The sequence below is a fragment of the Amycolatopsis nigrescens CSC17Ta-90 genome (genome assembly GCF_000384315.1).
In the GTDB taxonomy this organism is placed as follows: domain Bacteria; phylum Actinomycetota; class Actinomycetes; order Mycobacteriales; family Pseudonocardiaceae; genus Amycolatopsis; species Amycolatopsis nigrescens.
Genome location: NZ_ARVW01000001.1, coordinates 8,529,224 through 8,554,745, shown reverse-complemented (window position 1 = coordinate 8,554,745; position 25,522 = coordinate 8,529,224). Strand labels below are relative to the sequence as shown.

The 25,522-nt window shown below is 69.1% G+C and carries 24 protein-coding genes and 1 tRNA gene; 16 read left to right on the top strand and 9 right to left on the bottom strand.

What is annotated here, in order from left to right; genetic code table 11:
• Positions 1-25: 25 nt before the first annotated feature.
• From AMYNI_RS0140440 to AMYNI_RS0140430, 3 genes are all read left to right on the top strand, one after another.
• Positions 26-1,642, top strand: a complete 1,617-nt coding sequence (locus AMYNI_RS0140440) for a hypothetical protein (protein WP_020673844.1) — start codon at positions 26-28, stop codon at positions 1,640-1,642.
• Positions 1,643-2,044: 402 nt separating this feature from the next.
• On the top strand, positions 2,045-2,233 hold the full coding sequence (locus tag AMYNI_RS0140435; RefSeq protein WP_020673843.1) for a helix-turn-helix transcriptional regulator: 189 nt from the start codon (positions 2,045-2,047) through the stop codon (positions 2,231-2,233).
• Positions 2,233-3,756: a tyrosine-type recombinase/integrase gene (locus AMYNI_RS0140430; protein WP_020673842.1), complete on the top strand. Its 1,524-nt coding sequence runs from the start codon at positions 2,233-2,235 to the stop codon at positions 3,754-3,756. The genes AMYNI_RS0140435 and AMYNI_RS0140430 overlap by 1 nt, the downstream gene beginning before the upstream one ends.
• A 64-nt stretch (positions 3,757-3,820) precedes the next feature.
• On the opposite strand, the gene AMYNI_RS0140425 is transcribed toward AMYNI_RS0140430, so the two are convergent.
• Positions 3,821-3,894, bottom strand: a tRNA-Leu gene (locus tag AMYNI_RS0140425).
• A gap of 192 nt (positions 3,895-4,086) precedes the next feature.
• Between AMYNI_RS0140425 and AMYNI_RS0140420 the strand changes: the two genes are divergently transcribed.
• From AMYNI_RS0140420 to AMYNI_RS0140390, 7 genes are all read left to right on the top strand, one after another.
• On the top strand, positions 4,087-4,704 hold the full coding sequence (locus AMYNI_RS0140420) for an ANTAR domain-containing response regulator (RefSeq protein ID WP_020673841.1): 618 nt from the start codon (positions 4,087-4,089) through the stop codon (positions 4,702-4,704).
• Between the two features lie 414 nt (positions 4,705-5,118).
• On the top strand, positions 5,119-6,309 hold the full coding sequence (locus AMYNI_RS0140415) for a branched-chain amino acid ABC transporter substrate-binding protein (RefSeq protein WP_020673840.1): 1,191 nt from the start codon (positions 5,119-5,121) through the stop codon (positions 6,307-6,309).
• 106 nt (positions 6,310-6,415) lie between these two features.
• On the top strand, positions 6,416-7,414 hold the full coding sequence (locus AMYNI_RS0140410; RefSeq protein WP_020673839.1) for a branched-chain amino acid ABC transporter permease: 999 nt from the start codon (positions 6,416-6,418) through the stop codon (positions 7,412-7,414).
• Positions 7,411-8,535 carry a branched-chain amino acid ABC transporter permease gene (locus AMYNI_RS0140405; RefSeq protein WP_020673838.1) on the top strand — a complete coding sequence of 375 codons (1,125 nt, stop codon included), beginning with the start codon at positions 7,411-7,413 and terminating at the stop codon, positions 8,533-8,535. The genes AMYNI_RS0140410 and AMYNI_RS0140405 overlap by 4 nt, the downstream gene beginning before the upstream one ends.
• Entirely contained in the window at positions 8,532-9,455 is a 924-nt protein-coding gene (locus tag AMYNI_RS0140400) for an ABC transporter ATP-binding protein (RefSeq protein WP_020673837.1), read from the top strand. The genes AMYNI_RS0140405 and AMYNI_RS0140400 overlap by 4 nt, the downstream gene beginning before the upstream one ends.
• Positions 9,442-10,155 (top strand): ABC transporter ATP-binding protein, encoded by a 714-nt coding sequence (locus AMYNI_RS0140395; RefSeq protein WP_026361543.1) that lies wholly within the window; start codon positions 9,442-9,444, stop codon positions 10,153-10,155. The genes AMYNI_RS0140400 and AMYNI_RS0140395 overlap by 14 nt, the downstream gene beginning before the upstream one ends.
• 125 nt (positions 10,156-10,280) lie before the next feature.
• Positions 10,281-11,087, top strand: coding sequence for a prolyl oligopeptidase family serine peptidase (locus AMYNI_RS0140390; RefSeq protein WP_020673835.1), 807 nt, complete (start codon positions 10,281-10,283; stop codon positions 11,085-11,087).
• On the opposite strand, the gene AMYNI_RS0140385 is transcribed toward AMYNI_RS0140390, so the two are convergent.
• The gene (locus AMYNI_RS0140385) at positions 11,053-12,027 is read right to left on the bottom strand and encodes a LysR family transcriptional regulator (RefSeq protein ID WP_020673834.1); all 975 of its coding nucleotides are present in this window, start codon (positions 12,025-12,027) and stop codon (positions 11,053-11,055) included. The two genes, AMYNI_RS0140390 and AMYNI_RS0140385, sit on opposite strands and share 35 nt — an antisense overlap.
• Positions 12,028-12,034: 7 nt before the next feature.
• Entirely contained in the window at positions 12,035-12,463 is a 429-nt protein-coding gene (locus AMYNI_RS0140380; protein WP_020673833.1) for a PaaI family thioesterase, read from the bottom strand.
• Between the two features lie 101 nt (positions 12,464-12,564).
• Here AMYNI_RS0140380 and polA point away from each other — a divergent pair, with 101 nt between their 5' ends.
• The 5 genes from polA (at position 12,565) to AMYNI_RS0140355 (ending at position 17,724) form a co-directional block, all read left to right on the top strand.
• Positions 12,565-15,300 carry a DNA polymerase I gene (gene polA, locus AMYNI_RS0140375; RefSeq protein WP_020673832.1) on the top strand — a complete coding sequence of 912 codons (2,736 nt, stop codon included), beginning with the start codon at positions 12,565-12,567 and terminating at the stop codon, positions 15,298-15,300.
• A 131-nt stretch (positions 15,301-15,431) separates the two neighbouring features.
• Entirely contained in the window at positions 15,432-15,740 is a 309-nt protein-coding gene (locus tag AMYNI_RS48660; protein WP_342667790.1) for a helix-turn-helix transcriptional regulator, read from the top strand.
• Positions 15,741-15,771: 31 nt separating this feature from the next.
• Positions 15,772-16,221, top strand: coding sequence for a VOC family protein (locus AMYNI_RS0140365; RefSeq protein WP_020673830.1), 450 nt, complete (start codon positions 15,772-15,774; stop codon positions 16,219-16,221).
• A 23-nt stretch (positions 16,222-16,244) separates the two neighbouring features.
• Positions 16,245-16,868: a Rossmann-fold NAD(P)-binding domain-containing protein gene (locus tag AMYNI_RS0140360; RefSeq protein WP_020673829.1), complete on the top strand. Its 624-nt coding sequence runs from the start codon at positions 16,245-16,247 to the stop codon at positions 16,866-16,868.
• A 262-nt stretch (positions 16,869-17,130) separates the two neighbouring features.
• The gene (locus AMYNI_RS0140355) at positions 17,131-17,724 is read left to right on the top strand and encodes a hypothetical protein (protein ID WP_020673828.1); all 594 of its coding nucleotides are present in this window, start codon (positions 17,131-17,133) and stop codon (positions 17,722-17,724) included.
• A gap of 1 nt (position 17,725) precedes the next feature.
• On the opposite strand, the gene AMYNI_RS0140350 is transcribed toward AMYNI_RS0140355, so the two are convergent.
• The 6 genes from AMYNI_RS0140350 to AMYNI_RS0140325 all read right to left on the bottom strand — a co-directional run bounded on the left by AMYNI_RS0140350 (position 17,726) and on the right by AMYNI_RS0140325 (position 23,729).
• A complete protein-coding gene (locus AMYNI_RS0140350; RefSeq protein WP_020673827.1) occupies positions 17,726-18,316 on the bottom strand; it encodes a TetR/AcrR family transcriptional regulator in 591 nt (196 codons plus the stop codon).
• A complete protein-coding gene (locus tag AMYNI_RS0140345; RefSeq protein ID WP_020673826.1) occupies positions 18,313-20,208 on the bottom strand; it encodes a YhgE/Pip domain-containing protein in 1,896 nt (631 codons plus the stop codon). The genes AMYNI_RS0140350 and AMYNI_RS0140345 overlap by 4 nt, the downstream gene beginning before the upstream one ends.
• Positions 20,205-20,873, bottom strand: a complete 669-nt coding sequence (locus tag AMYNI_RS0140340; protein ID WP_020673825.1) for an ATP-binding cassette domain-containing protein — start codon at positions 20,871-20,873, stop codon at positions 20,205-20,207. Before AMYNI_RS0140340 ends, AMYNI_RS0140345 begins: the two co-directional genes overlap by 4 nt.
• A gap of 95 nt (positions 20,874-20,968) precedes the next feature.
• A complete protein-coding gene (locus AMYNI_RS0140335; RefSeq protein WP_020673824.1) occupies positions 20,969-21,895 on the bottom strand; it encodes a GNAT family N-acetyltransferase in 927 nt (308 codons plus the stop codon).
• A 29-nt stretch (positions 21,896-21,924) separates the two neighbouring features.
• Positions 21,925-22,851: a GNAT family N-acetyltransferase gene (locus tag AMYNI_RS0140330; RefSeq protein ID WP_020673823.1), complete on the bottom strand. Its 927-nt coding sequence runs from the start codon at positions 22,849-22,851 to the stop codon at positions 21,925-21,927.
• Entirely contained in the window at positions 22,851-23,729 is an 879-nt protein-coding gene (locus AMYNI_RS0140325; RefSeq protein WP_020673822.1) for a class I SAM-dependent methyltransferase, read from the bottom strand. The genes AMYNI_RS0140330 and AMYNI_RS0140325 overlap by 1 nt, the downstream gene beginning before the upstream one ends.
• A 270-nt stretch (positions 23,730-23,999) precedes the next feature.
• Here AMYNI_RS0140325 and rpsA point away from each other — a divergent pair, with 270 nt between their 5' ends.
• The gene (gene rpsA, locus AMYNI_RS0140320) at positions 24,000-25,505 is read left to right on the top strand and encodes a 30S ribosomal protein S1 (RefSeq protein WP_020673821.1); all 1,506 of its coding nucleotides are present in this window, start codon (positions 24,000-24,002) and stop codon (positions 25,503-25,505) included.
• The last annotated feature ends 17 nt before the right edge of the window (positions 25,506-25,522 follow it).

Here is a 25,522-nt window from a genome sequence, read left to right as displayed (position 1 = left end):
CGACCTTGCTTGATTGGAGAACCCCATGGCCAGCACGCCCGACACCCCGACACCGGCCGCGGCGCGCGACTCCCATCTGTGGTCGGTGGGGCCGGGCGGTCGTCCGCAGCTGCGGACCGGGGCCGCACCGAAAACCATCCGGGTACTGGGTGCCGCGCTCGATGGCGGGATCATCCCCGGCACCTACGTCACCGATGGCGCACCGGTCTACCTCGAAGAGGTCTCCGGTGCCGCCGACCCCACCTCCGGTGACGACGATGTCGCGTTGCCGCTGACGGCGTCACCGCTCAAACCGCCGCTGCTGGCGGGCCTTTTGGCCGAGCACACCGATCTCGTGCGTACCCGGATCAACGACAAGGGAGAGACCTACACCGAAGAATGGTCACCGGGCGCGCAGCTGCTCGCCGCCGTGCTGGCCCGCCGGTCCTGGCCCGGGCTGCCGGTGCTGCGACGGGTCATCTCCACCCCGGTGCTGCGCGAGGACGGCACGCTGCTGCAAACCCCCGGCTACGACCCGGCCACCGGTTTCTACCTCACCGCGAACACCCACCTGGAGCCGATCCCGGACCGACCGGGTGCGGAGGAGGTAGCGGCGGCGCGGGAGTTTCTGCTGGAGCGGTTCCTGGCCGACTTCCCCTGGCGGACGAGAGCGGACCGGGCCAACTACCTGGCTCTGCTGGTCACACCGTTGATCCGGCCGTTCACCCGGGCGCTGTCCCCGTTCGGGATGATCGACGCGTCCATGCCCGGCTCGGGTAAGACCATCCTCGCCGGGTGTGTCGGGCTGCTGGTCGGACAGCGGGTGCTGACCTGGACCGACTCCGAGGAAGAGCTGCGCAAGTCCATCACCACCGTGCTGGCCGATCAGGTCGGTGTGGTGGTCTTCGACAACCTCACCGAAGGCGAGGAGGTCAAGTCCGCGGTGCTGGCCCGGCTGGTCACCGAACGGACCTGGTCGGACCGGCGGCTGGGCACCAACGTGGCCAGCACCTTCCCGAACGACCGTCTGTGGCTGGCCACCGGCAACAACCTGCGCACCGGCGGGGACATGGCGTCGCGCTCGGTGTGGGTGCGGCTGGACCCGAACTGCCCGCGACCCGAGGCCCGGACCGGGTTCACCATCCCCAACCTGGACACCTGGATCCTGGATCCGGTCAACCGGGCCACCGTGCTGCGGCACGTGCTCACCCTGGTGCTCGACTGGACCGCCAACGGCGCTGCACTCGCCGGTTCGGTCCCGCAGATGCGGCAGTTCACCCGCTGGGCCCAGTACCTCGGAGGGTTCCTGCAACACCACGGCGTGCCCGACTTCCTCGGCAACGCCGAAGCCGGCCGCGGCCTCGACGAGGACCACGCCGACTGGTACGCGTTCCTGTCCACCTGGCACCGCCGCTACGCCGACGAACCCCTCACCGCCCAGCAACTCCGCGCGGACGCCGAACCCGAGTACGGCGCCCCCGACCCCTGGAAAGGAACGTTCCCGACCACCGCGAGCGGCAAACCGCTGAACCCGAAGTCGCTGGGAAAGAGGCTGGCAGGGCAGAGGGACCGCTGGCGTGGTGACGTTGTGTTACGTATCGACATCGACTCGCACACCAAGCTCAAGCTCTACAAGGTCGAACGCGGCACCGAATTTTCATGACCCCCGAAACAAACACCGCAAACACCGCAAACACCGCAACAGAGCCAGAGAGACAGCCTTGGCCAGGGGACACCTGGTTGTGATCTTGCGGTGTTTGACCCCGGACGTGGTGGAGGCCAAACACCGCAAACACCGCACTCTGCGGTGTTTGCGGTGTTTAGACCAGTCGCCCTCAACTCCAAACACCGCAGACAGATCCCCAGGTCAGAACCACTTTTGCGGTGTTTGCGGCATTGCGGTGTTTGTTTCCGCCCCCTCCAGCATTTTCTGACCCCAGCTCCTGCCAGCCTCCCTTCCCACCCACCCCTACGCCAGTTACACACCGCAACCAAACCACGGAGGACAGACCCATGCACCCACCGCAGGCAGACGCACGCACGACGCTTCCGGAAGGGCACCTGCATGAAAGCCAAGATCACCTACTTCACGGTCGAAGAGTTCATGGCCATGTACAAGGTCGCGCGGTCGACGTGGGATGACTGGCGCGCGAAGCGCACCGCACCACCGTGCATCAAGCTCCCGAATGGGCAGCTGCGGATCCCCAGCGATGAACTCGAACGCTGGACCGAATCACTGGAGGAGGCTGCTTGATGGACACGACTTTCGACGTGAAGATCTGGAGCATCCGTGTGATCGAAGGCAAGTCGGGGAAGCAGGGCAAGCCGGGGCGGAAGTCCTACAGGGTTCGGTGGTTCGTTGCGAAGGAACCCTGGTCCAAGAACTTCGCGACTTTTCCACTAGCGGACGGCTTTCGGTCCGACCTGAGCACCGCACAGAAGAAGGGCGAGGCATTCCGGCGCTTGGATGGCCTGCCGGTTTCGATGGGCCGGGACGTCGTCGACCAGAGCTGGTTCGAGTTCGCGCAACGCTACGCGGACTTCAAGTGGCCGCGTGCCGCGGCGAAGTCTCGCGCTGGGAACGCGGACACGATGGCCACGGCCACCTTCGCGATGTTGGCGACTGAGCGGGGAAAGCCCGCCGACAAGGTTCTGCGAAAGGCGATGACAGGGTGGGCGTACAACACCCAGCGGCGGGACACCGAGAAGCCACACGAGATCGAACGTGCGCTGAAGTGGCTGGGGGCGAACACGCTCTCTGTTTCCCGGCTGGATGACCCAGCAGCGGCACGCAAGGTGCTCGAACAGATCGCCCTGAAGATGGACGGGAAGCCGGCGGCAGCGAAAACTGTCTCCCGTAAGCGTTCGGTGCTGCACAACGCGCTGGAGTACGCGATCGAGGAAAAGTTGCTGACCAAGAACCGGTTGCCGGAAGTCAAGTGGACCGCGCCGAAGGAGCTGAAGGCGATCGACAAGCGGGTGGTCATCAACCCTGTGCAGGCTGAACGCCTGTTCGCAGGTGTTGCCCAGCAGTACGTCGAAGGGGAGCCGCGGCGGTCGTCGGGCCCGATGCTGGAGGCGTACTTCGCGGCCCAGTACTACGCGGCGCTTCGGCCCGAAGAGGCCGCCATGCTCAGCAAGGAAGACCTGGACCTGCCCAACATGGAATGGGACGAGGAGGCTCAAGACTGGGTGTTCCCGGAGGGTGAGGACGGCTGGAGCGAGTTGCTGCTGTCCCGGTCCGCGCCGACCGCCGGCGCCGCATGGACCGACTCGGGCAAGCGTCGTGATCAGCGACAGCTCAAGCAGCGGGCGGTGGGGGAGGTGCGCCCGGTCCCGAGCCCGCCGCCACTCACGAAGCGGCTGTTCGTGCATCTCGTGCGGTTCGGCACCGCGGCGGACGGCCGTCTGTTCCGGAGCCTGACCGGAGGGGACCTGTCGGAGTCGACCACCAACCGGGTCTGGGACAAGGCCCGCAAGGCCGCGTTGAGCGAGCAGGAGTACCGGTCGGTGCTGTGCCGGCGTCCCTACGACCTGCGGCACGGCGGTGTGTCGTTCCAGTTGGCGGCGGGGGTGCCGGCCCGGCAGGTTGCCGAATGGGCCGGGCACTCGGTCGCGGTGCTGCTCCAGATCTACGCCGCGATCATCGCCGGGATGGAAGCCAGCGCCAAGGACAGCCTCAACCGGGCGTTGGGGCTGGTCGACGGCCAAAACGAGGCCGCGTATAGGCCGCGACCACCCGTGGACAACCAAGGTGGACCGGGTACAACCGGGTAACGCAAGATCGGCCCCTCACCGGGTCTCGCCTGGTGAGGGGCCGATTTCTGCGTGTCTAGCTGGGTGCCCCCGGTGCGACTCGAACGCACACTGGACGGATTTTGAGTCCGCTGCCTCTGCCGATTGGGCTACGGGGGCGGCGACGCGAAACATTACGCGATCCGGGGGAGTGGCCTGCAGCGGGGGCTGAGGAGTCGGAGGGGCACTACACGTCCGAGTCGGAGCGCACCACGTGGTGAACGCCATCTGTCGATCTGGATCGTTCCCGGTAGGATTTTGGTTCGCGGTCCGCCGCGTTCCCATTTTCGTCGAGCACGCAGGAGGAGCCCGGTGACCGGACAGGCTACCGAGGCCGGCGAAGTCGCCACCACGCCGCAGCGTCGGGTGCTCGTCGCCGAAGACGAAGCACTGATCCGGCTCGACCTCGTGGAGATGCTCCGCGAGGAGGGCTACCAGGTGGTCGGCCAGGCCGGTGACGGGGAAGAGGCCATCAAGCTGGCCAACGAGCTCAGGCCGGACCTGGTGATCCTGGACGTCAAGATGCCCAAGCTGGACGGGATCGAGGCGGCCTCCAAGATCACCGGAGACCGGGTCGCGCCGGTCGTGATCCTGACCGCCTTCAGCCAGCGTGACCTGGTCGAGCGGGCCAGGGACGCGGGCACCATGGCCTATCTGGTCAAGCCGTTCGCCAAACGCGACCTGGTGCCGGCCATCGAGCTCGCGGTCAGCAGGTTCGCCGAGCTGCAGGCGCTGGAGTCCGAGGTCGCCGGTCTGACCGACCGGCTGGAGACCCGCAAGGTCATCGACAGGGCCAAGGGGCTGCTGATGAGCGAGCAGGGCCTGACCGAACCGGACGCCTTCCGCTGGATCCAGCGGACCGCCATGGACCGCCGCACGACCATGAAGGCGGTCGCCGAAGCTGTGGTGGAGAGTATCGGCCAGCGCTGACCACTATCCACTGAACGGACTAGCCCGTTCACCTACCGTTACCACTCTCAAGGGTGATGGTCTGGTGGGCGGGCTAGCTCTGCGTGTACCGTCCAACGTCGCCCGCTGATCGGCGCCGACGTTCGTTCCCAGGCGCTTTGACCTGGCCGTTCGGCCATTCTGCCTAGTGTTCACCCGTATCACCATCGGTTATCACCCGTTTGTTGCAATCCGACATACGGGTGTTAATTATCAGGTAATTCTTGTGGTGACCGTCACGATGTGGATACAAGAGTCTCTTCAACTCTGTGCACAGACCCGCTGGGCGGCTACGTTCAGCGGCCAGATCGGTCCCTGCTGGGACTGCCGCTGGAGAAAGCGGCCTGTAGGCATATGGAGGAACGAGTGTCAAAAGCACGACTCACGCGGGTTTTCGTGCTGGTAGCGGCGGGCTCTCTCGCTCTGGGCGCGTGTTCGGCGCGTAACGAAGGCAGTTCCGGAAACACGAACAGCCCCAGTCAGTCCCAGGCAGCCGCTCCGGAACAGGCCGCCAACGCCGCGGATCCGGCGGGCGACGGCAAGGCACAATGCCCGCCGACCACGAGCCTCGCGTACGCCGGCACGATCGCCGGTGACAACGCGGCGCTCGGGCAGAACATTCTCGATGGCGTCAAGGTCGCGGTCGAGCGGCACAACAAGGCCAACGCCGGCTGCCAGGTCAAGCTGGAGCAGTACGAGACCGAAGGCTCCGGCGACAAGGCCCCCGGCATCGTCACCCAGATCGCCAACACGCCCGGCATCATCGGCGTGATCGGGCTTCCGTTCTCCACCGAGTCCAAGGCCGCGGGCAACATCTTCAACGACGCCGGCCTTGTCCAGCTGACCCCGTCGGCTACCGGCCCGGCGCTGAGCCAGAACGGCTGGAAGACCTTCTTCCGCGGCCTCGGCAACGACCTCACCCAGGGCCCCGCCGCCGCCAAGTTCATGACCGGCGAGCTCAAGGCGCAGAAGGTCTGCGTGATCGAGGACGACTCCGAGTACGGCGTCGGCCTCGCCGCCGCGGTCCGCCAGGCGCTCGGCGACAAGGCCAGCTGCCAGGACAAGGTCAAGTCCAAGCAGACCGACTTCTCCGCGGTCGTCAACAAGGTCAAGTCCGAGAGCCCGCAGGCCATCTTCTACGCCGGCTACTACCGCGAGGGCGCGCCCTTCGCGCAGCAGCTCGCGGACCAGGGCGTCGAAGCCACCTTCGTCGGCCCGGACGGCGTGAAGGACGACGAGTTCGTCAAGGGCGCCGGTGACGCCGCCGCCAAGGCGTACTTCACCTGCCCCTGCGTCCCGTCGGACACCTTCACCGAGTTCAGCACCGCGTACAAGGCGCTTTCCGGCAAGGACCCGGGCACCTACTCGCCCGAGGGCTACGACCTCGCCACCATCCTGCTCAAGGGCATCGACGCCGGGAAACTGGACCGGCCAGGCCTGCTCGAGCACGTGAAGAACTACGACGGCCAGGGCCTGACCAAGGCGTTCAAGTGGGACGACAAGGGCGAGCTGGCCAAGACCACGGTGTGGACCTACAAGGTCGAGAACGGAAAAATCGTCCGCAACACCGAGATCAAGGACAACTGACTTCGGTTTCGATCGGCTCGGTATCCGGGGCGCGCGTTCGGCGGCTTGATCCCGCCGGGTGCGCGCCCCGGCCCCACATGGAGAACAAGTGTCCTTTTACCAAGCGATGCCCTCGCTGTTCCTCGCGCAGGACGACAGCTGGATCAAGTTCGACGTCGGTGCTCTCGGTGACCAGTTCTGGAACAACACCGTCGAGGGTCTTTCCCAAGGCAGCATCTACGCGCTGGTGGCGCTGGGTTACACCTTGGTCTACGGCGTCCTCAAGCTCATCAACTTCGCCCATTCCGAAGTCTTCATCTACGGCGCCTACGCCACCTGGTTCACCTTCTACGGCCTGGGTTTCCGACCCGGTTCGACGCCGGAGCTGCCGGTCTTCGAACTGATCGGCTTCCTGCTGCTCGCGCTGGTCGTCTCCATGCTGATCTCCGGCGGCACGGCGGTGGTGCTGGAACGGGTCGCCTACCGGCCGCTCCGAAAACGGGGCGCGCCAAGGCTGGTCTTCCTGATCACCGCGATCGGCGCCTCGTTCGTCCTGCAGCAGATCATCTTCATCACCCGCGGCGGGAACGCCGAGCAGGCGATCAGGCTGCTGCGGCCGGAGAAGGTCTTCGAGATCTTCGGCGCCAGCGTCACCAACATCACGATCATCATCGTGTTCGCGTCGCTGCTGCTGATGCTGTTCGCGGACCTGTTCGTCAACCGCACCCGGCTCGGCCGGGGTATCCGCGCGGTCGCGCAGGACCCGGACACCGCGACCCTGATGGGGGTGAACAAGGAGCGGGTCATCGTGCTGACCTTCCTCATCGGCGGCCTGCTCGCCGGTGCGGCGGCGTTGTTCTACATGATGAAGATCCCGCAGGGCGCCTGGTACCAGGGCGGTTTCATCCTGGGCATCAAGGCATTCACCGCGGCCGTGCTCGGCGGCATCGGCAACCTCCGCGGCGCCGTGCTCGGCGGGCTGCTGCTCGGCCTTGCCGAGAACTACGGCCAGTCGCTGTTCGGCGGCGAGTGGCGCGACGTGGTCGCGTTCGTGCTGCTGGTGCTGATCCTGATGTTCCGGCCGACCGGCATACTCGGTGAATCTCTTGGAAAGGCGAGGGTATGACGACCACGACCAGCCCCCGCCGCTCTTTCGGCGAGCGATGGAACAACCTGAACCGGCCGCAGCAGTGGGCGATCCTGATCCCGATCGTCGTGCTGATCTACCTGCTGCCGGTGCTCAACCCGCCGCTCATCTCCACCGAGCCCGGTTACGACTTCCCGATCGCCATGTTCGAGGTGGCCAGGTACGCGCTGATCGCGATCGGGCTGAACGTGGTGGTCGGCCAGGCCGGGCTGCTCGACCTCGGCTACGTCGGGTTCTTCGCCGTCGGCGCCTATGTCGCGGCCCTGTTCACCAGTCCCGACTCTTCGTTGAGCAAGCTGCCCTACCTGGCGGTCATCCCGCTCGCCATGGCGATCACGATGATCTTCGGGGTCATCCTCGGTACCCCGACCCTGCGATTACGCGGGGACTACCTGGCCATCGTCACCCTCGGTTTCGGTGAGCTGGTCCGGTTGCTGGCCGACAACGTGGACCCGTTGCGCGGCAACCAGGGTTTCCAGCAGGTCGGCCATCCACCGGGGACCAATGCCGACGGCAGAGCCTTGTTCAACAACACCGACGGCCTGCCCTGGTACTGGCTCTGCGTCACGATCGTGATCGTCATCCTGTTCGCGGTCGGCAACCTGGAACGCAGCCGGGTCGGCCGCGCCTGGGTGGCGATCCGGGACGACGAGGACGCGGCCGAGATCATGGGCGTCAACACGTTCAAGTTCAAGATCTGGGCCTTCGTCATCGGTGCCGCGATCGGCGGCCTGTCCGGCTCGCTCTACGCCGGGCAGCTCGCCTATGTGAACAACCAGAAGTTCGACGTGGTCACCTCGATGCTGTTCCTGGCGGCGGTGATCCTCGGCGGCTCCGGGAACAAGGTCGGTGTCCTGCTCGGCGCGGTCGTGGTCTCCTACGTTCCGCTGCGCTTCCTGGGTATCGCCGAGTACAAGTTCCTGATCTTCGGGGTCGCGCTGATCATCCTGATGATCTTCCGCCCGCAGGGCCTGCTCGGCGCGCGGCAGCGGCTGCTCACCTACGGCAGACAGGCGTACCAGCGCCTGCTCGGCAAGGGGGAGCAGATCAGCAGCGACGGCGCGCTCGTCAGCGACCAGACGGCGGGAGGCAAGAAATGACCGAGCCAGGCAACGGCCCGGAAGTGCCGGCCGAAGGCGGACTGGTCGAGGAACTTCGGCACATGACCGCCGAGGAGCGTGCCGAGCACGACGCCGAGGTCGCCGAGGTCGTCGCCGCGGACCGCGACATGGAGGTCGCGGTCGGTGAGACGCTGCTCGAACTGCGTGCGCTCACCGTCCGGTTCGGCGGGCTGGTCGCGCTGGACGAGGTGTCCTTCGAGATCCGGCGCGGTGAGATCCTCGGCCTGATCGGGCCGAACGGTGCCGGCAAGACCACCTGCTTCAACGCGATGACCGGGGTTTACCGCCCCACGTCGGGGCAGGTGCTGCTGGAGGACAAGCCGCTCGGCAAGGCCGCGAAGAACCGGATCACCCGGCTCGGCATCGCCAGGACGTTCCAGAACATCAGGCTCTTCTCCGAGATGACCGCGCTGGAGAACGTGGTGGTGGGCACCGACGCCCGGCACCGGACCAGCGTGGTCGGGGCGCTGTTCCGGTCCCCGCGGCACCTGCACGAAGAGCGGGCCGCGATCGACAAGGCGATGGCGCTGCTGGAGTTCGTCGGCATCGCGGACCGCGCCGCCGACAAGGCGAAGAACCTGCCGTACGGCTACCAACGCCGGCTGGAGATCGCCAGGGCACTGGCCACCGAGCCGAAGTTGCTCTGCCTCGACGAGCCGGCGGCCGGGTTCAACCCCAATGAGAAGGAAGAGCTCATGGGGCTGATCCGCAAGATCCGCGACGACGGTTTCACCGTGCTGCTGATCGAGCACGACATGAAACTGGTGATGGGCGTGACCGACCGGATCGTCGTGCTCGAGTTCGGGAAGAAGATCGCTGAAGGACAGCCGGCCGAGATCAGGGAGAACCCCGCTGTGATCGCCGCTTACCTGGGAGTGCCTGACGATGACGTTGCTTGAGTTGTCCGATGTGTCCGTCCACTACGGACGGATCCAGGCGGTGCACGAGCTGTCGATCAGTGTCCAAGAGGGCGAGATCGTGACGCTGATCGGGGCCAACGGCGCCGGGAAGTCCACCACGATGCGGGCCATCTCCGGAATCCGCCCGGTGTCCGCCGGCAAGATCACCTTCGACGGGGAGGACATCACCAAGCTGCGCGCGGACCTGCGCGTGGTGCGGGGAATCTCCCAGGCGCCGGAGGGGCGGGGCATCTTCCCCGGGATGACCATCCTGGAGAACCTGGACATGGGCGCGTACGCGCGCAAGGACCGCAAGAACCTGCCCGCGGAGCTGGACCGGGTCTTCGAGCTGTTCCCGCGGCTGGCCGAACGCAAGTCGCAGGCCGGTGGCACGCTGTCCGGCGGGGAGCAGCAGATGCTCGCCATCGGTCGCGCGTTGATGGCGAAGCCGCGGTTGCTGCTGCTGGACGAGCCGTCGATGGGCCTGGCGCCCCAGTTCATCCAGCAGATCTTCCGGATCATCACCGAGATCAACCAGCAGGGCACCACGGTGCTACTGGTCGAGCAGAACGCCCAGCAGGCACTGTCCAGGGCGCACCGCGCGTACGTGCTGGAGACCGGGCGGATCACCAAGTCCGGTGGCGGCAAGGAACTGCTCGCGGACGCCAGCGTCAAGGAGGCGTACCTCGGCGTCGGCTGAGTGACAACCACCGGTTGTGCTCGGCTCGCCGCAAAGGCTGTTGGACCGGAACCCCGTCTGGGCGCTTTGCTTGTCCCAGGCGGGGTTCCGGTCGTTCGGAGCGCCAACGGGACACGGGAGTGACCATGCAGACCTCATCGACCATCAAGGGTGTCGCCGCCGGCGTGCCGTTCGTCGCGCTGGCACCGACGGGCGGCGGCACGTCCGGTGCGCTGGTGGTGACCTGGCACCTGATGGACGCGCCGCGCACCGAGGCGGCGATGGCCGCGGCACTGCCGATGCACGGACTGGACGCCTGGCGGGTGTACCTCGGGCTGCCGATGTTCGGCGGCCGGTCCCCGGCAGGCGGGCCGGACGAGGTGTTCCGGCTGGCGGCCGAGGACTACGTGCTCAACGTCGCCGGGCCGGTCGCGGAACAGGCCGCGGACGAGCTCCCCGCCGCGGTGGCCGCGCTGCGCACGCGGCTGTCCCTTGTGGACGGACCGGTCGGGGTGGCCGGCGGTTCGGCCGGCGCGGCCGTTGCGCTGGAGGTACTGGCCAGGGCGGAGCTGCCGATCGAGGCGGCGGCGCTGGTCAGCCCGGTCACCCAGCTCGCGCCCGTGGTGGCGGCCAACGAGCGGGCCTACGACACCGTCTACGACTGGACCGAACGGTCGCGTGCGGTCGCCGACCGGTTCGACTTCGTCCGCCGGGCGGGTGAGCTCGACGCCGAGGTGCTGCTGGTGACCGGGGAGGCGGACGACATCGCGATCCGCGAGCCCGCCGCCGCGCTGGCCCGCGAGCTGGGCGCGCGGGCCAGGCTGGTCACCGTGCCGGACATGGCGCACGCACTGGCCGAGGAGCCCGGCGTGGAGCCGGCGCCGCAGACCGCGCACGCGGCCGTGGTGGACGCGGAGTTCACCGCCTGGTTCCGGCGGCACCTTTCACGGTGACCAGGTCGGCCTCGGGCAGCCAGTCCCGCCCGGGGTCGTAGGCGCACCAGCCCGCCGACCTGCTGGCCCGGCCCAGTGCGGCCAGCAGGCGGCGGAGCGCGGCCCGGTCGTTGTCCCGGTGCCAGACGATCGACCAGGGGAACAGCGGGGACGGCGCGAACGGCAGCACCCGGAGGTTGAGATCGGGCGCGAGCTCCATGTCGGCACCGGCCAGGGTGACCCGGTTCTTGCCGTAACGGGTCTGCTCCAGGGTGTGCCGCAGGTCGTAGGTGTTGCCGGAGGTGTCCAGCACGACGTCCAGCCGCTCACTCATCCGGCGCAGGTACGTCAGCCACTCCACCGGCCCGGCCAGTGACGGCAGCCAGATGCCCGCGGGCCCAAGGTCCGCCATCCGGATCGCGTCGCCGCCGGCAAGCGGATGCTCCGGCGGCAGCAGCGCGACCAGCGGCTCCAGTCGCACCAGCCGCCGGTCCAGCTGCTCGGGAAGCTCCCGGCCGAGGTCGTTGACCCGGCCGAAGGCCACGTCGAGCTCGCCTTGCACGAGCGGGTCCAGCGCCTCCGCGAGACCCCGCCGTCCGCTGCGCTCGATGCGCAGCTCCGGGTCCAGCTCGGCGACCTTGCGCAGCACGAACATCGGGGACAGCCGGTTGTCGATCAGGTCCACCCGCAGCGGCCGGTCGTCGGCGCCCATCGCGGCCAGCGCGGCGTCCGCCGCTCGGATGAGCTCCCTGGCGTACGGGAGGAACCGGGTGCCGTCCCCGGTCAGCTCGACCGACCGGTTGGTGCGCAGGAACAGCCGCACGCCGAGGGCGTCTTCCAGCCGCCTGATCCGCTTGGACAGCGCCTGCTGGGTGAGGAAAAGCGTCTCCGCGGCCCGGCTGAAGTGCTGGTGTTCCGCGGTGACGAGGAACGCCCGCACCTGAGCCAGATCGAGGTCCACCGGAGGCTCAGCCCGCCGGCGGCTGGTCCCGGACCACGCAGGTCAGCCGGGCCGTGCAGGTGCGGCGGTCGGCGTCGTCCGTGAGCACGATGTCCACCGTGATGGTGCCGCGGCCGATGTGCAGCGGGGTGGCCACCGCGGTCACCGTGCCCTCGCGCACCGCGCGGTGGTGCGTGCAGGACAGCTCGAGACCGAGCGCGACCCGCCCTTCACCGGCGTTTAGCGCGGCGACGGTGGAGCCGATCGCTTCGGCGACCACCGCGTTCGCCCCACCGTGGAGCAGGCCGTAGGGCTGCAGGTTGCCCTTCACCGGCATGGTGGCGACCACCCGGTCCTTGGTCACCTCGGTGAGCTCGATGCCGAGCTTGGCATTGAGCTGCTGGTCGGCGGCCGCCGGGTTGATACCGGCGAACTGGGCGGATGCTGGCTCGGGCAACCTTGACTCCTTATTCGGCAGGGCACTCGTCCGGGTCCGGAAGCAGGCCTCACCGGAACGCTCACGAAAGAGTGTCAGGGCATCACCCTAGACTCGCTCGCGTGAGCCCGACCGAGAACCAGACAGTAGCGAACACCACAACGGCGAACGGCACGCTGGAGCGGCCCCGCCTGTTGCTGATCGACGGCCATTCGATGGCCTACCGCGCCTTCTTCGCGGTGCCCGCGGACCGGTTCCGCACGTCGACCGGCCAGGTGACCAACGCGGTCTTCGGGTTCACCTCGATGCTGATCAACCTGCTGCGCGACGAGCAGCCGACGCACCTGGCCACCGCCTTCGACGTCTCGCGGCAGACGTTCCGCTCGGAGACCTTCGCCGAGTACAAGGCCACTCGCTCGGCCACGCCGGACGACTTCAAGGGCCAGGTCGCGCTGATCCAGGAGGTGCTGAGCGTGCTCGGCATCCCGGCGCTGAGCAAGGTGAACTACGAGGCCGACGACCTGATCGCCACGCTGACCACGCAGGCCGTCGCGGAGGGTTTCGACGTCCTGATCTGTACCGGCGACCGGGACGCGCTGCAGCTGGTGAACGACCAGGTCACCGTGCTCTACCCGAAGAAGGGCGTGTCCGAGCTGGTCCGGTTCGACCCGGCCGCGGTGGAGGAGAAGTACAGCCTCACCCCGGTCCAGTACCCGGACTTCGCCGCCCTGCGCGGCGACCCGTCGGACAACCTGCCCGGCATCCCGGGGGTCGGCGAGAAGACCGCGGCCAAGTGGATCAAGCAGTTCGGCTCGCTCGGCGACCTGATCGACCGGGTGGACGAGGTCAAGGGCAAGGTGGGCGACGCGCTGCGCGCACACCTGGACGCGGTGACGCTGAACCGCCAGCTCACCGAGCTGGTCCGGGACGTGCCGATGGAGGTCGTGCCGGGGGACCTGGAGCTGCGGCCGTGGGACCGCGACGCGGTGCACCGGCTGTTCGACGAGCTCGAGTTCCGGGTGCTGCGGGACCGGCTGTTCGCCACCCTGTCCAGCGCCGAGCCGGAGGCCGAGGAGGGCTTCGAGGTCAGCGGGGCGGCGCTGGGCTCCGGCGCGCTCGCCGGCTGGCTGGCCGGGCACACCGGCCCCGGCAAGCCGGTCGGGCTGTCCTTCCGCACCACCGGGGCGTCCGTGCAGTCGGACATCCTGGCCGTCGCCTTCGCCGCCGCGGACGGTGAGGGCGCGTACGTCGATGTCTCCACAATGGACGAGTCCGACGAGAAGGCACTGGCCGGCTGGCTGGCGGACGCCAACGTGCCCAAGGTCGGGCACTCGCTCAAGGTGCCGCTGCACGCGGCGCGTGCCCGCGGCTGGCGGGTGGCGGGGTTGGCGATGGACACCGCGCTGGCCGCCTACCTGGTGCGCCCCGGGCAGCGCTCCTTCGAGCTGGACGACCTGGTGCTGCGCTACCTGCAGCGGGAGATGCGCTCGGAAGCTGACGGTGACGACGGGCAGCTGTCCCTGCTCGACGGCGACGAGGGCGACCAGAAGCTGGTCCAGGCCGAACTGGTCCGCGCCCGCGCGATCGCCGAACTGGCCGAATCGCTGGCCGGCGAGCTGACCAAGATCGGCGCGGCGAAGCTGCTGGACGAGCTCGAGCTGCCGCTGCTGGAGGTGATCACCGAGCTGGAGGCGGCCGGAATCGCGGTGGATGCGGAGCAGCTGACCGAGTTGGAGTCGCACTACGCGGCCGGGGTCCGGCAGGCCGCCGAGGACGCCTACGCGGTGATCGGCGAGCAGATCAACCTCGGCTCGCCCAAGCAGTTGCAGGTGGTGCTCTTCGAGAAGCTGGAGATGCCGAAGACCAAGCGCACCAAGACCGGCTACACCACCGACGCCGAGGCGCTGCAGACGCTCTACGAGAAGACCGAGCACCCCTTCCTCCAGCACCTGCTCGCGCACCGGGACGCCACCCGGCTGCGCAGCACGGTGGAGGGGCTGATCAAGGCCATCGCGGACGACGGCCGGATCCACACCACGCTGCACCAGACGATCGCCGCCACCGGACGGCTGTCCTCTGTGGACCCGAACCTGCAGAACATCCCGGTGCGCACCGAGGAGGGGCGGCGGATCAGGGACGCGTTCGTGGTCGGCGGTGGCTACACCGAGCTGATGACCGCGGACTACAGCCAGATCGAGATGCGGATCATGGCGCACCTGTCCGGGGACGAGGGCCTGATCGAGGCTTTCAACACCGGCGAGGACCTGCACACCTTCGTCGCGTCGAAGGCGTTCTCGCTGCCGCCAGAGGAGGTAACCCCGGAGCTGCGCTACCGGATCAAGGCGATGTCCTACGGCCTGGCCTACGGGCTGTCCGCCTTCGGCCTCGCGCAGCAGCTGCGGATCTCCACCGAGGAGGCCAAGGCGCAGATGGACGCGTACTTCGCCAGGTTCGGCGGGGTGCGCGACTACCTGCAGACGGTGGTCGTGGAGGCGGGGAAGGTCGGCTACACCGAGACCATCTTCGGCCGCCGCCGCTACCTGCCCGACCTCAACAGCGACAATCGCCAGCGTCGCGAGATGGCCGAGCGGATGGCGCTGAACGCGCCCATCCAGGGCAGCGCGGCGGACATCATCAAGGTCGCCATGCTGAACGTGCACCGCGCGCTGACCGAGGCGAAGCTGAACAGCCGGGTGCTGCTGCAGGTGCACGACGAACTGGTGCTGGAGGTCGCCGGCGACGAGCGCGCCGAGGTGGAGTCCTTGGTACGCAAGGAGATGGGCTCGGCCTACCAGCTCGCGGTACCGCTGGAGGTCTCGGTCGGCTCCGGCCGGTCCTGGAACGACGCGGCGCACTGACCGCCAGATGGCCGGCCGCCCTCCCGCCGTGGCGCACCTTCGCCGGGCGAAGGACTGGATGGACGCGCATTTCGCCGAGGAGCTGAACGTCGAGCAGCTCGCCGCGGTGGCGGGCTGGTCGCGCGCATTTCATCCGCTCCTTCGCCGCGGCCTACGGGGAGACGCCAAAGGCGTACCTGACCCGGCGGCGGATCGAGCGGGCCCAGGACCTGCTGCGCGGCGCGAACCTCACGGTCACCGAGATCTGCGTGCTGGTCGGCTTCTCCAGCCTGGGCACCTTCAGCCGGCGGTTCACCGAGCTGACCGGCCGCGCACCGACCGAGTACCGGGCCGCCGCTCGCACGAGCGGGCCGCCGCCGGTTCCCGGCTGTTTCCTGATGATGGGCACCCGGCCAGTGCCAGCACTTCCGGATAAGGCGGACGATCGGGCCGCGGGCTAGCGTCCACAGAGGAACCGGACGAGGAGACCCGATGATCAAAACGCTGTCGCATGCCTGTGTTTACGTACTCGACTACGCCTCGGCGAAGGAGTTCTACGCTGAGAAGCTCGGCTTCACCGTCCGCGAGGACATGATGCTGGGGGAGCGGTTCCGGTGGCTTACGGTCGGCCCGCCGGACCAGCCGGAGCTGGAGATCATCCTGATGGAGCCGGGCCCGCCGCAGCACGACCCGGAGACCGCGCGGCAGCTGCGCGAGCTGATCGCGAAGGGCGCGCTCGGCCCGGGAGCCTGGGTGACCCCGGACTGCCGGAAGACCTACGAGGTGCTTTCCGCGCGCGGGGTGACTTTCCTGTCCGAGCCGGCGCAACGCCCGTACGGGGTGGAGGCGACCTTCCGGGACGACTCCGGCAACTGGTTCAGCCTGACCGAGCGCACCGAGTTCGACCCCGGCCAGGACTGGTGTTTCACCCCGAAGGAGTAGCGCCTCGGGAGTACCGTATCCGCATGGCTGACCGGCGTGCGCTGATCCTGAGCGGAACCGGCATGCTGTCCGCGGTCGCGGAGGCGCTGACCCAGCAGGGCTGGCACGTGGTGCTGCCCAGCCGGCGGTACTGCCCGATCCCGGACGAGCAGCCCCGGCCCGGAGCGGCGGCGGTGGCGTCGATGCGTCCGCCGGGGTACCGGCCCGCCGAGCAGGCCGAATCCGTTGTGCGCACCGGAAGGGCGCTCTGGGTGGAGGCCGACTGGTCGGCGCCGGAACAGCTGGCGGAAAGGGCGGGCCGGGCACTCGGTGGCCCGGCGGACTTGCTGGTCGCCTGGGTGCACCGCAGCCACCGGCGCGGCGTGCTGCGGGCCGTCCGCCCGCTGCTCGCCGAGCGCGCCCCGGTGGTGGAGGTCTGGAACGACGACCGCCTGCACTCCCTGGACGAGTTGCCGGAGCCGGTGCTGCCGGAGCACCCGGCCCAGCAGGTGCTGCTCGGCCGTCGGTGGCAGGCGGACCGGACGCGCTGGCTCACCGGCGCGGAGATCGCGGAGGGGGTGCTGGGCGCGGTCGGGCGGGCGGTCGGCGCGCACCCGTCCTCGGCCCACCAGATCGGCCTGCTCCGGCCTTGGCCGGTCGCGCACTGACCGGGCGTCTGAATACCGCTGTGAAATGCGAGACCCGCGCCGTGGAACTCGCCATGGCCGAAGGCCCCGCTAGCGCGGCGGCAGGGCGCCCGGCACGACAAGGTGCGGGTTCTCGTTAAGGAGCGCCCTGTCGACGCGATCGCGGTGCGAGTTCTCAGATGGGCACTGACCGGGCGAACATCGCTGTTACCAGTGTGTTTCCAGTAGGGAAAGGCGACCGCGCGGGTCGGCGAACGGGCCGGAGCGCGGGTACGTTCGGCCCATGACGGTCCGGAAAGCGTTGATCCTGGCCGGTTCGGGCATGGTGACCGAGGTCGCGGCGCGCCTGACCGGCGACGGCTGGCTGGTGGTGCTGCCGAGCAAGCGGCACACCCCGATCGCGGCAGGCGAAGGCGAACGGCCGGGTCCTTTGGGGACACTGCGGACACTGCGGACACCGCGGACACTGCGGGCGCGAGGCAGGGGCGGTCGCGCGATCTGGGTTGAGGCTCAGTGGGAGCGACCACGTGAGCTGGTCCGTCGGGCCGGCAAGGCACTGGGCGGCCCGGCGGATCTGCTGGTGGCCTGGGTGCACGAGTCCTACCGCCGCTCGGTGCTGGGCGCGGTGGAGCCGCTGCTGGTCGAAGGCGCCCCGGTGGTCGAGGTCCGCGCCGGCTCGGTAGGTGAGGGCGAGCCGCTGCTGCTCGCGCACCCGACGCAGCAGCTGGTGCTGGGCGACGTGTCCGACCACGACGTGCAGCGGGCGCTGCCGCACGCGGAGATCGTCGCCGCGATCCTCGGCGCGGCGCACCGCGCGATGGAGGGCAAGCCGCCCATGCTGCACTTCGTCGGGCAGCCGCGCCCGCTCGTGCGCTGAGCTACTCGCCGAGCGTCGGGTTCGCGGCCACGCCCCGGACCAGCAGCATCACCGAGTCGCGGACCTCGGCCCTGGTCCGCTGGGGCTGGAAGGTCTGCCAGTCAAGGGCCACCACCAGCAGGGTGCCGAAGAGCCCGGCGGCCGCGGTCGGGATGCGCACACCGGCCGGCAGCTGCCCGGCGTCGGCGATCCGTTGCAACTGCTCCTTGACGATGGAGATGATCTCCTCGCGGAGCAGGGTCAGCGTCTCGTGCCACTGGCCCGGCGTGCGCCACAGCTCGCTGACCAGGATCTGCGAGAAACCCCGGTACTCCGCGATGAACCCCAGCGCACTGTCCACAAGCGACTCCAGTGAGCCGACGGGGTCGTGCTCGATCCTGGCCGCGAGCAGCCGGTCGGCGAGCATGCCGACGCCGTACCGCAGCAGCGCGTCGACCAGCCCGTCCTTGCTGCCGAAGTTGTAGTACACCGTGCCCTTGGCCACCCCGGCCTCGGCCGCGATGTCGTCCACGGTCAGCCCGACCAGGCCGCGGCTGCTGGCCAGTTTCAGGGTGGCGTCGAACAGCTTCTGCTTGGTCGCCTTCGGACTCACAGCGCCAGCTCCGGTTTCAGCTGCGAGACCGTCCACATGCGACGCTTGTGTGCGGCGTAGGCGGACACCGCGAGGCCGCCGACGAGGTAGGCCAGCAGCACCCCGATGTCACCGAGGATCTGCATGGACGCCCCGGAGTAGAGCAGATGCCGGAACCCGTCGATCGCGTAGCCCATCGGCAACACCACGTGCAGCGGATACAGCGCGTCCGGGATGGTCTGCCACGGGAACGTGCCGCCCGCGCTGACCAGCTGCAGCACCAGCAGGACCAGGCCGAGGAACTTGCCGACCGCGCCGAACATCGCGTTGAGCGCGTGCACCACGGCGGTGAACGAGAGGCTGACCAGTATCGCGAAGCCGATCGCGCCCCACGGATGTGCGACCTTGATGCCGACCAGCCAGGTCACCGCGCCGAAGAGCACCAGCACCTGTGCGATACCGAGTACCGCGGAGGCCAGCCAGCCGCCCAGCGCGACCCGGACCGGTGCCGCGCCGGCGGTGAGCGCCCTGGTGGACAGCGGGCGCAGCAGCAGGAAGAGCACGAAGGCGCCGATCCAGGTGGCCAGCGAGATGAAGAACGGGGCGAGTCCGGCGCCGTAGGTGCCGGCCGAGGCCACGCCGACCGAGTTCACCGCGACCGGGTCGGCGATCGTGTTCGCGGTGGCCGTCCTGGTCGGATCGTCCGGGTTCGGGATCTGCTGGAGGCCGGCGTTGAGCCCGTCCCGCAGCTGGTTCGCGCCATCGGCCAGCTCGGTGGTGCCGGTCAGGGCGGTCTTCTCCCCGTCGTTCAGCTTGGCGACACCGGCGTTGAGCTGCCCGGCGCCGTCCGCCGCCTTCGCGATGCCCTGGGTCAGCTGCGGCGCGGACCCGGCCAGCTGGGTGGCGCCGTCGGCCACTTTGCGCGATCCGTCGGCGAGGGTGGCCAGCTGGGTGTTGGCTTGCTGGATCTTGCCGTTGGCGTTGTCCACCGGCTGGCGCAGGGTGTCCAGCACGCTGAGCGACTGCTGCACCTGGGTCTCGCTCAGCCCGGCTTCACGCAGCTTCTGGGCCAGCGAGTCGCGGGTGCTGTTCAGGTTGTTCTGCAGTTCGGTGGACCCGCTGGAGAGCAGTGCGCCGACCTCGGCCACCTTCGCGTTGCCCGCGGCCACCTGGCCGGCGCCGTCGGCGAGTTGCTGGGACTTCGAGGGCAGCTCCGCGGTGCTGTCGCGCAGGGTGTTCAGGCCGGACGCGAGCTCGGGCGTCTTGGCCGCCAGCTGCCCGGTGCCGTCGGCGAGCTGCTGCTGGCCGGACTTGAGCTGGGCGGCGCCGTCCGCGAGCTTGGTCGCGCCGTTGGCCGCTTCCTGGGTTTTGCCGTAGATCGTGGAGAAGCCGACCAGGAAGCGGTCCGCCGCCTCGCCGCCGACCTTCTCCGCGATCGTCTTGCGGATCTGCTGGGCCACCTGGTCGGCGATGGTGTGGGACAGATAGTTGTTCGCGTCGTTCGTGGTGAGCGTGATGGTGGCCTGCTGCGGCTGGAAGTTGCCGGACGACAGCAGCGCGGCGGAGAAGTCGCGGGGAATGGTGATCACGAAGGAGTACTTGTTGTCCCGGACGCCAGCGTCGGCCTCGGCCTGGGAGACCTCGTGCCACTGGAAGGTGCCGGAGGACACCAGCTCGTCGGTCACCTCGCGGCCGATGTTGCGCTGGTTGCCGCTCTGCTCGGCGGCACCGGTGTCGCTGGTGACCACCGCGGCGGGCAGCTTGTTCAGCCTGCCGTACGGGTCGTAGTTCGCGTACAGGTAGAACGAGGCGTACAGCAGCGGTACCAGCACCAGCGCGACCAGCGCGAGCTTGGGCAGTTTGCCGGCGCTGAGCCTGCGCAGCTCGTTCAGGGCGAGTCGGATGGCGCTCATTCTGCTTCTTCTCCCTCGCCGCGATCGCGGCACAGCCGAGGTTCGGGTTGGTCCAGGTGGCCGAGGCGCGCGGGGGTCTCCGGCAGCGCGTGCAGCGGGGTGGTCGCGGTCAGCACGACCACGGCCAGGCCCCGCTCGGCCTGCTCGTGCGCCAGCGTCGACCAGCTCTCCAGCTCGCTGGTGTGCCGGTCCGGGGTGTCCAGCACCAGCATCCGCACTCCGCGCCTGCTCGCGGCCGCGGTGGTGAGCAGGCGGGTGCGCAGCTCGGGTTCGAGATTCTCGAAACGGACGCTGGCGAAGGCGGCGGCGTCCTGCTCGGTCAGCCAGCGGCTGACGTCCTCCGTGCTGGCCGGGCGGTGGGCGAGGGCGAGCTCTTCGCCGATGACCACGCGCAGGGACAGCGCGCCGTCCGGTTCGCTGACCCCGGGCGCGTCAACCACGGCGACCAGTTCGCGCAGTTTCGCCGGGTTCGCCGCGCCGTCCACGGTGACCGTGCCGGTGCTGGGCCGGATGCGGCCCGCCAGCGCGAGACCGAAGGCGGTGACGCCGACGCCCGGCTCGCCGTGCACGATCGCCAGCTCGCCGTCGTGCAAGGCCAGCGAGGTCGGCGGCAGCAGCGTGCCATGGGCTCCTTCGACCGACACCCGGTCGGCTCGTACCTGCACAGGGACTCCTTTTAGACTGACTGGTCAGTGCAAAACGTAGTCCTGAGCTGGGGGTCGGGCAAGCCGAACCGGTGTGACCTCACCCTCTCGAGTGATCACCGCAGGGCGCCAGCCGGGCGGACCTCCCAGAGCGTCCACAACGGACGATAACCCTGCCGGTGCCAGAACACCGAAGACAGCGGGTTGGTCGGGTTGTAGTAGAGGTAGGTGCCCTTCGCGCCCACGGCGTGGAACTCCTCGTGCACCACCGACATCATCGCCTGGCCGACCCCGCCGCCGCGGGCGGCGGGCGTGGTCACCACGTTGTTCACATAACCCCACCGGCCGTGCGGCAGCAGCTCGGCGACCCAGCTGCCCGGCGCCGATTCGATCCAGTCGGCATCGGCGGTGCCGGCGACACCCGCCATGCCGTCCCGTTCGGCCAGCCAGACCCGGCCGCCGGAGTCCAGTTTCCGGCGCAGCCAGGGGGAGACCAGCTCGGCGGTGTCCGGCCGCCGGCCGCCAGCCACCAGGCCGGAGTAGTCGAAGGTGGCCAGGACCTGGGCGAGCACCTGGTCGAAGTCCGCGGCGTGGGCCCGCCGGACCGTGACTCCTTCCACCGCGTGCGCCTCCGCCGGGCCGGACCGGATCGCGAGTACCGAGAGCGGCACCAGCCCGTGGTCGAGAAAGGCGCGGATGGCCTCGGCGTCCCGGCTCGGCCAGGTCACCAGGCAGGCCGAGTCGTGGCCGGGACGCTCGTCGTCCAGCCGCTGCCGCCAGGCGCGCAGCAGCGCGTCCATGCCCTCGGTGCCGGTTTCGCCGACGTACGGGAACAGCTGCCACACCTCGGCCGCGGACCAGAGCAGATCCGCGGAGCCGGGCGGATAGCGCCGGTGCTGCAGGAGTGCGGCGACCTTCGTGCCGTCTCCGACGGCCGCGGCCAGTGGCTCACCGTCGGGTGGCGGCGGGGGCTCGGGCAGCAGCCGGTCCACCGAAGCGAACCTCGCCCGGTGCGAGGCGAACAGCGTGTCGGTGACGTCCATGGTCGCGGCCCCTTGTGCGCACGGTCCCGCTAGCGCAGGGCGGAGGCCGGGCGGACGCTCCAGAACGTCCACAGTGGACGGTAGCCCTGCCGGTGCCAGAACACCGAAGACAGCGGGTTGATCGGGTTGTAGAACAGGAACGTACCCCGCACGCCCGAGGTGTGCAGCGACCCGTGTGCTTCGGCCATCAGCGCGCGCCCCGTACCACGGCCGCGGGCCGACGGCGCGACGGAGAGAGTGCCGACGAAACCCCAGCGGCCCGGCGGGATCCGGTCGGCGAGCGGGCTGCCCGGTGCCGGGCTCAGCACCCGCGAGGTCACCATGCCGGTGGTCACGCCACCGGTTTCGGCTACCCACACCCTGCCTTCGGTGAGCATCGCGCGGAGGCCGGGCCGGAGCACCGCGGCGGCATCCTCTGGCGCCGCCGCAGCAGCGGCCGTGGCATGGCGGGCATAGCGCAGTTCGGCCAGTTCCAGCGCGACGAGCTCCTCCAGGTCGGCTTGCCCGGCCGGACGCACGGTCACGTCCGTGAACCCTGTGACCTCCGTGCCACGTTCCGCGGTGGTGGTGCGCACACCGAGCACCTTCGCCGGGGCGAAACCGTGCGCCAGCAGCGGACGGACGACCTCGGTGTCCCGGCTGGGCCAGGCGAGCAGGCAGCCCGAGTCCTGGCCGGGCGGTTCACGGGCCAGCCGGTCGCGCCATGCCGCCAGCAGCGCGTCCAGACCGGCGGCTCCGGCGGTGCCGGTTGCCGGGGTCAGCTCCCAGGTTTCGCGCGGGTGCTCGAGCGCCTCCCGCGAGCCGGGCTCGTGCACCGCCCGGTACAGCGAACCGGAGACCACGCGCCCGTCCGGCAGCTCCGCGGTGAGCCGGTCACCGGGCGGGGGAGCGGCGCGCCGGGGCAGCAGCGGGTCGAGTCCGGCGAAGCGGGCGGGCTGCTCGCTCGCCGGATCCACTAGTCCTCCCGGCGGCAGCGGAAGATGGCCGTGCCGGGGAACAGCTTGCCGCGCAACGGGCTCCACTGGCCCCAGGTCCTGGTCTGCCCGGACGGCCACGCCGGCTCGATCAGGTCCTCCAGCCGGAAACCGGTGCCGGTCAGCGCGCGCACGTAGTCGCCGAGCGTGCGGTGGTACTCCACGTAGGTGGCCGTGCCCTGGTCGTCGACCTCCAAGTACGGGGTGCGGTCGAAGTAGGGCTGGCTCGCGGTGAGGCCGCCTGGGCCGGGATCGTCCGGGAAGATCCAGCGCATCGGATGGGTCACCGAGAACACCCAGCGCCCGCCGGGCCGCAGCACCCGGTGCACCTCGGCGAACACGGCTTCGATCGAGCTGACGAACGGGATCGCGCCGAACGCGGAACAGGCGACGTCCATGCTTCCGGTGGCCACCGGAAGGTGCTCCGCGGTGGCCTGCGCCAGCGGTACCTCGATCCCGGTGCGGGCGTTGCCCTCCCTGGCGTGCCGGAGCATTCCGCCGGACAGGTCGATGCCGAGCACCCGCGCACCGGCCGCGGCGAGCCAGCGCGAGCAGGCCGCCTGGCCGCAGCCGACCTCGAGCACCCGCTGTCCGCGCACGTCGCCGAGCAGCGCCGCGTCGGCCTCGCGAACGTTCTCCGGGCACCAGACGAAGTCGGCGTCGCCGAGGAAGCCGCCATGGGTTGCCTGGTAGTCGTCCGCGTCGGCGTCCCACCAGGCCAGGTTGGCCGCGGTCGCCTCGGCCTCGTCGACAGGGCGGTAAGCTGTGCCGGTGGCGCCAAGGGTTTCTTCCGCGCGGGCGTGCCGATCTTCGGGGACTCCTACGGCGGCTTCCCGGTCGCTCTCGGTAGGTGTGGCCACACCGGATATCCTCCCGCGCGGCACCGGCAGGCCGGAGTGCGGACCCTGTTTGTGTCGGGTAGCAGCGGCCGCGTAGGATAAGTGTTAGCGCAGTGGGTTCGCGCTACCTTCCACTCAGCCGGCAACTGCTGGGGATCGGGTCGCGCACCGTTGGCGGTGATGCACGCGGCCGTATTCATGGGGACGTTTGCAACGTAGCTGCCTGACGCCCACGGCGCACGCAAACCCGCACACCCACTAATCCCAATCCATACCGGAGCAACCCGCCTAATGACCATCGACACCGCCACCGCCCCGACTGCGTCCGCGCCGCAGCAAGTCGCCATCAACGACATCGGGTCGGAGGAAGACTTCCTCGCTGCCATCGACAAGACGATCAAGTACTTCAACGACGGCGACATCGTTGAAGGCACCATCGTCAAGGTCGATCGGGACGAGGTCCTGCTCGACATCGGGTACAAGACCGAGGGCGTCATCCCCTCGCGTGAGCTGTCCATCAAGCACGATGTCGACCCGGCCGAGGTTGTCACCGTCGGTGATGAGGTGGAAGCCCTCGTTCTCCAGAAGGAGGACAAGGAAGGCCGGCTGATCCTGTCCAAGAAGCGTGCGCAGTACGAGCGCGCCTGGGGCACGATCGAAGAGCTCAAGGAGAAGGACGAGCCCGTCAAGGGCACCGTCATCGAGGTCGTCAAGGGCGGCCTGATCCTGGACATCGGTCTCCGCGGCTTCCTGCCCGCTTCGCTGGTCGAGATGCGCCGCGTGCGCGACCTGCAGCCGTACGTCGGCCGCGAGCTCGAAGCGAAGATCATCGAACTGGACAAGAACCGCAACAACGTGGTGCTCTCGCGCCGCGCCTACCTGGAGCAGACCCAGTCCGAGGTGCGCAGCGAGTTCCTCAACGCGCTGGCCAAGGGGCAGGTCCGCAAGGGCGTCGTCTCCTCGATCGTCAACTTCGGTGCGTTCGTGGACCTCGGCGGCGTGGACGGCCTGGTGCACGTCTCGGAGCTCTCCTGGAAGCACATCGACCACCCGAGCGAGGTCGTCGAGGTGGGCCAGGAGGTCACCGTCGAGGTGCTCGACGTGGACATGGACCGCGAGCGCGTGTCCCTGTCGCTGAAGGCCACCCAGGAAGACCCGTGGCGTCAGTTCGCCCGCACCCACGCGATCGGCCAGATCGTGCCGGGCAAGGTCACCAAGCTCGTCCCGTTCGGCGCGTTCGTCCGCGTCGAGGAGGGCATCGAGGGCCTGGTGCACATCTCCGAGCTGGCCGAGCGCCACGTGGAGATCCCGGAGCAGGTCGTGCAGGTCAACGGCGACGTCATGGTCAAGGTCATCGACATCGACCTGGAGCGCCGCCGGATCTCGCTCTCCCTCAAGCAGGCCAACGAGGGCCTGACGCCGGAGGCCGAGTTCGACCCGACCCAGTACGGCATGGCCGCCGAGTACGACGCCGAGGGCAACTACATCTACCCCGAAGGCTTCGACCCGGACACCCAGGAGTGGCAGGAAGGCTACGACACCCAGCGCGAGGAGTGGGAGCGCCAGTACGCCGAGGCGCACACCCGCTACGAGGCGCACATGAAGCAGATCCAGAAGGCAGCCGAGGCCGACGCGGCCGCGGCCGCCGACGCTGCCACCGGCAGCACTGGCGACGCGGGTGGCGAGCAGAGCTACACCTCCGCTCCGTCCGACTCCGCGCCGAAGAGCAGCGGCGGCACGCTGGCCAGCGACGAGCAGCTTGCGGCTCTCCGCGAGAAGCTCTCCGGTGGTGCGTGAGCTGACGCTCTAACGGC

Coding starts and splice junctions, on each gene's coding strand:
- AMYNI_RS0140400 (WP_020673837.1), top strand. CDS start 8,532: ATGACCGAGCCAGGCAACGGCCCGGAAGTGCCGGCCGAAGGCGGACTG.
- AMYNI_RS0140335 (WP_020673824.1), bottom strand. CDS start 21,895: ATGGACGTCACCGACACGCTGTTCGCCTCGCACCGGGCGAGGTTCGCT.
- rpsA (WP_020673821.1), top strand. CDS start 24,000: ATGACCATCGACACCGCCACCGCCCCGACTGCGTCCGCGCCGCAGCAA.
- AMYNI_RS0140365 (WP_020673830.1), top strand. CDS start 15,772: ATGATCAAAACGCTGTCGCATGCCTGTGTTTACGTACTCGACTACGCC.
- AMYNI_RS0140430 (WP_020673842.1), top strand. CDS start 2,233: ATGGACACGACTTTCGACGTGAAGATCTGGAGCATCCGTGTGATCGAA.
- AMYNI_RS0140440 (WP_020673844.1), top strand. CDS start 26: ATGGCCAGCACGCCCGACACCCCGACACCGGCCGCGGCGCGCGACTCC.
- AMYNI_RS0140360 (WP_020673829.1), top strand. CDS start 16,245: ATGGCTGACCGGCGTGCGCTGATCCTGAGCGGAACCGGCATGCTGTCC.
- AMYNI_RS0140435 (WP_020673843.1), top strand. CDS start 2,045: ATGAAAGCCAAGATCACCTACTTCACGGTCGAAGAGTTCATGGCCATG.
- AMYNI_RS0140405 (WP_020673838.1), top strand. CDS start 7,411: ATGACGACCACGACCAGCCCCCGCCGCTCTTTCGGCGAGCGATGGAAC.
- AMYNI_RS0140410 (WP_020673839.1), top strand. CDS start 6,416: ATGCCCTCGCTGTTCCTCGCGCAGGACGACAGCTGGATCAAGTTCGAC.
- AMYNI_RS0140395 (WP_026361543.1), top strand. CDS start 9,442: ATGACGTTGCTTGAGTTGTCCGATGTGTCCGTCCACTACGGACGGATC.
- AMYNI_RS0140355 (WP_020673828.1), top strand. CDS start 17,131: ATGACGGTCCGGAAAGCGTTGATCCTGGCCGGTTCGGGCATGGTGACC.
- AMYNI_RS0140345 (WP_020673826.1), bottom strand. CDS start 20,208: ATGAGCGCCATCCGACTCGCCCTGAACGAGCTGCGCAGGCTCAGCGCC.
- AMYNI_RS0140390 (WP_020673835.1), top strand. CDS start 10,281: ATGCAGACCTCATCGACCATCAAGGGTGTCGCCGCCGGCGTGCCGTTC.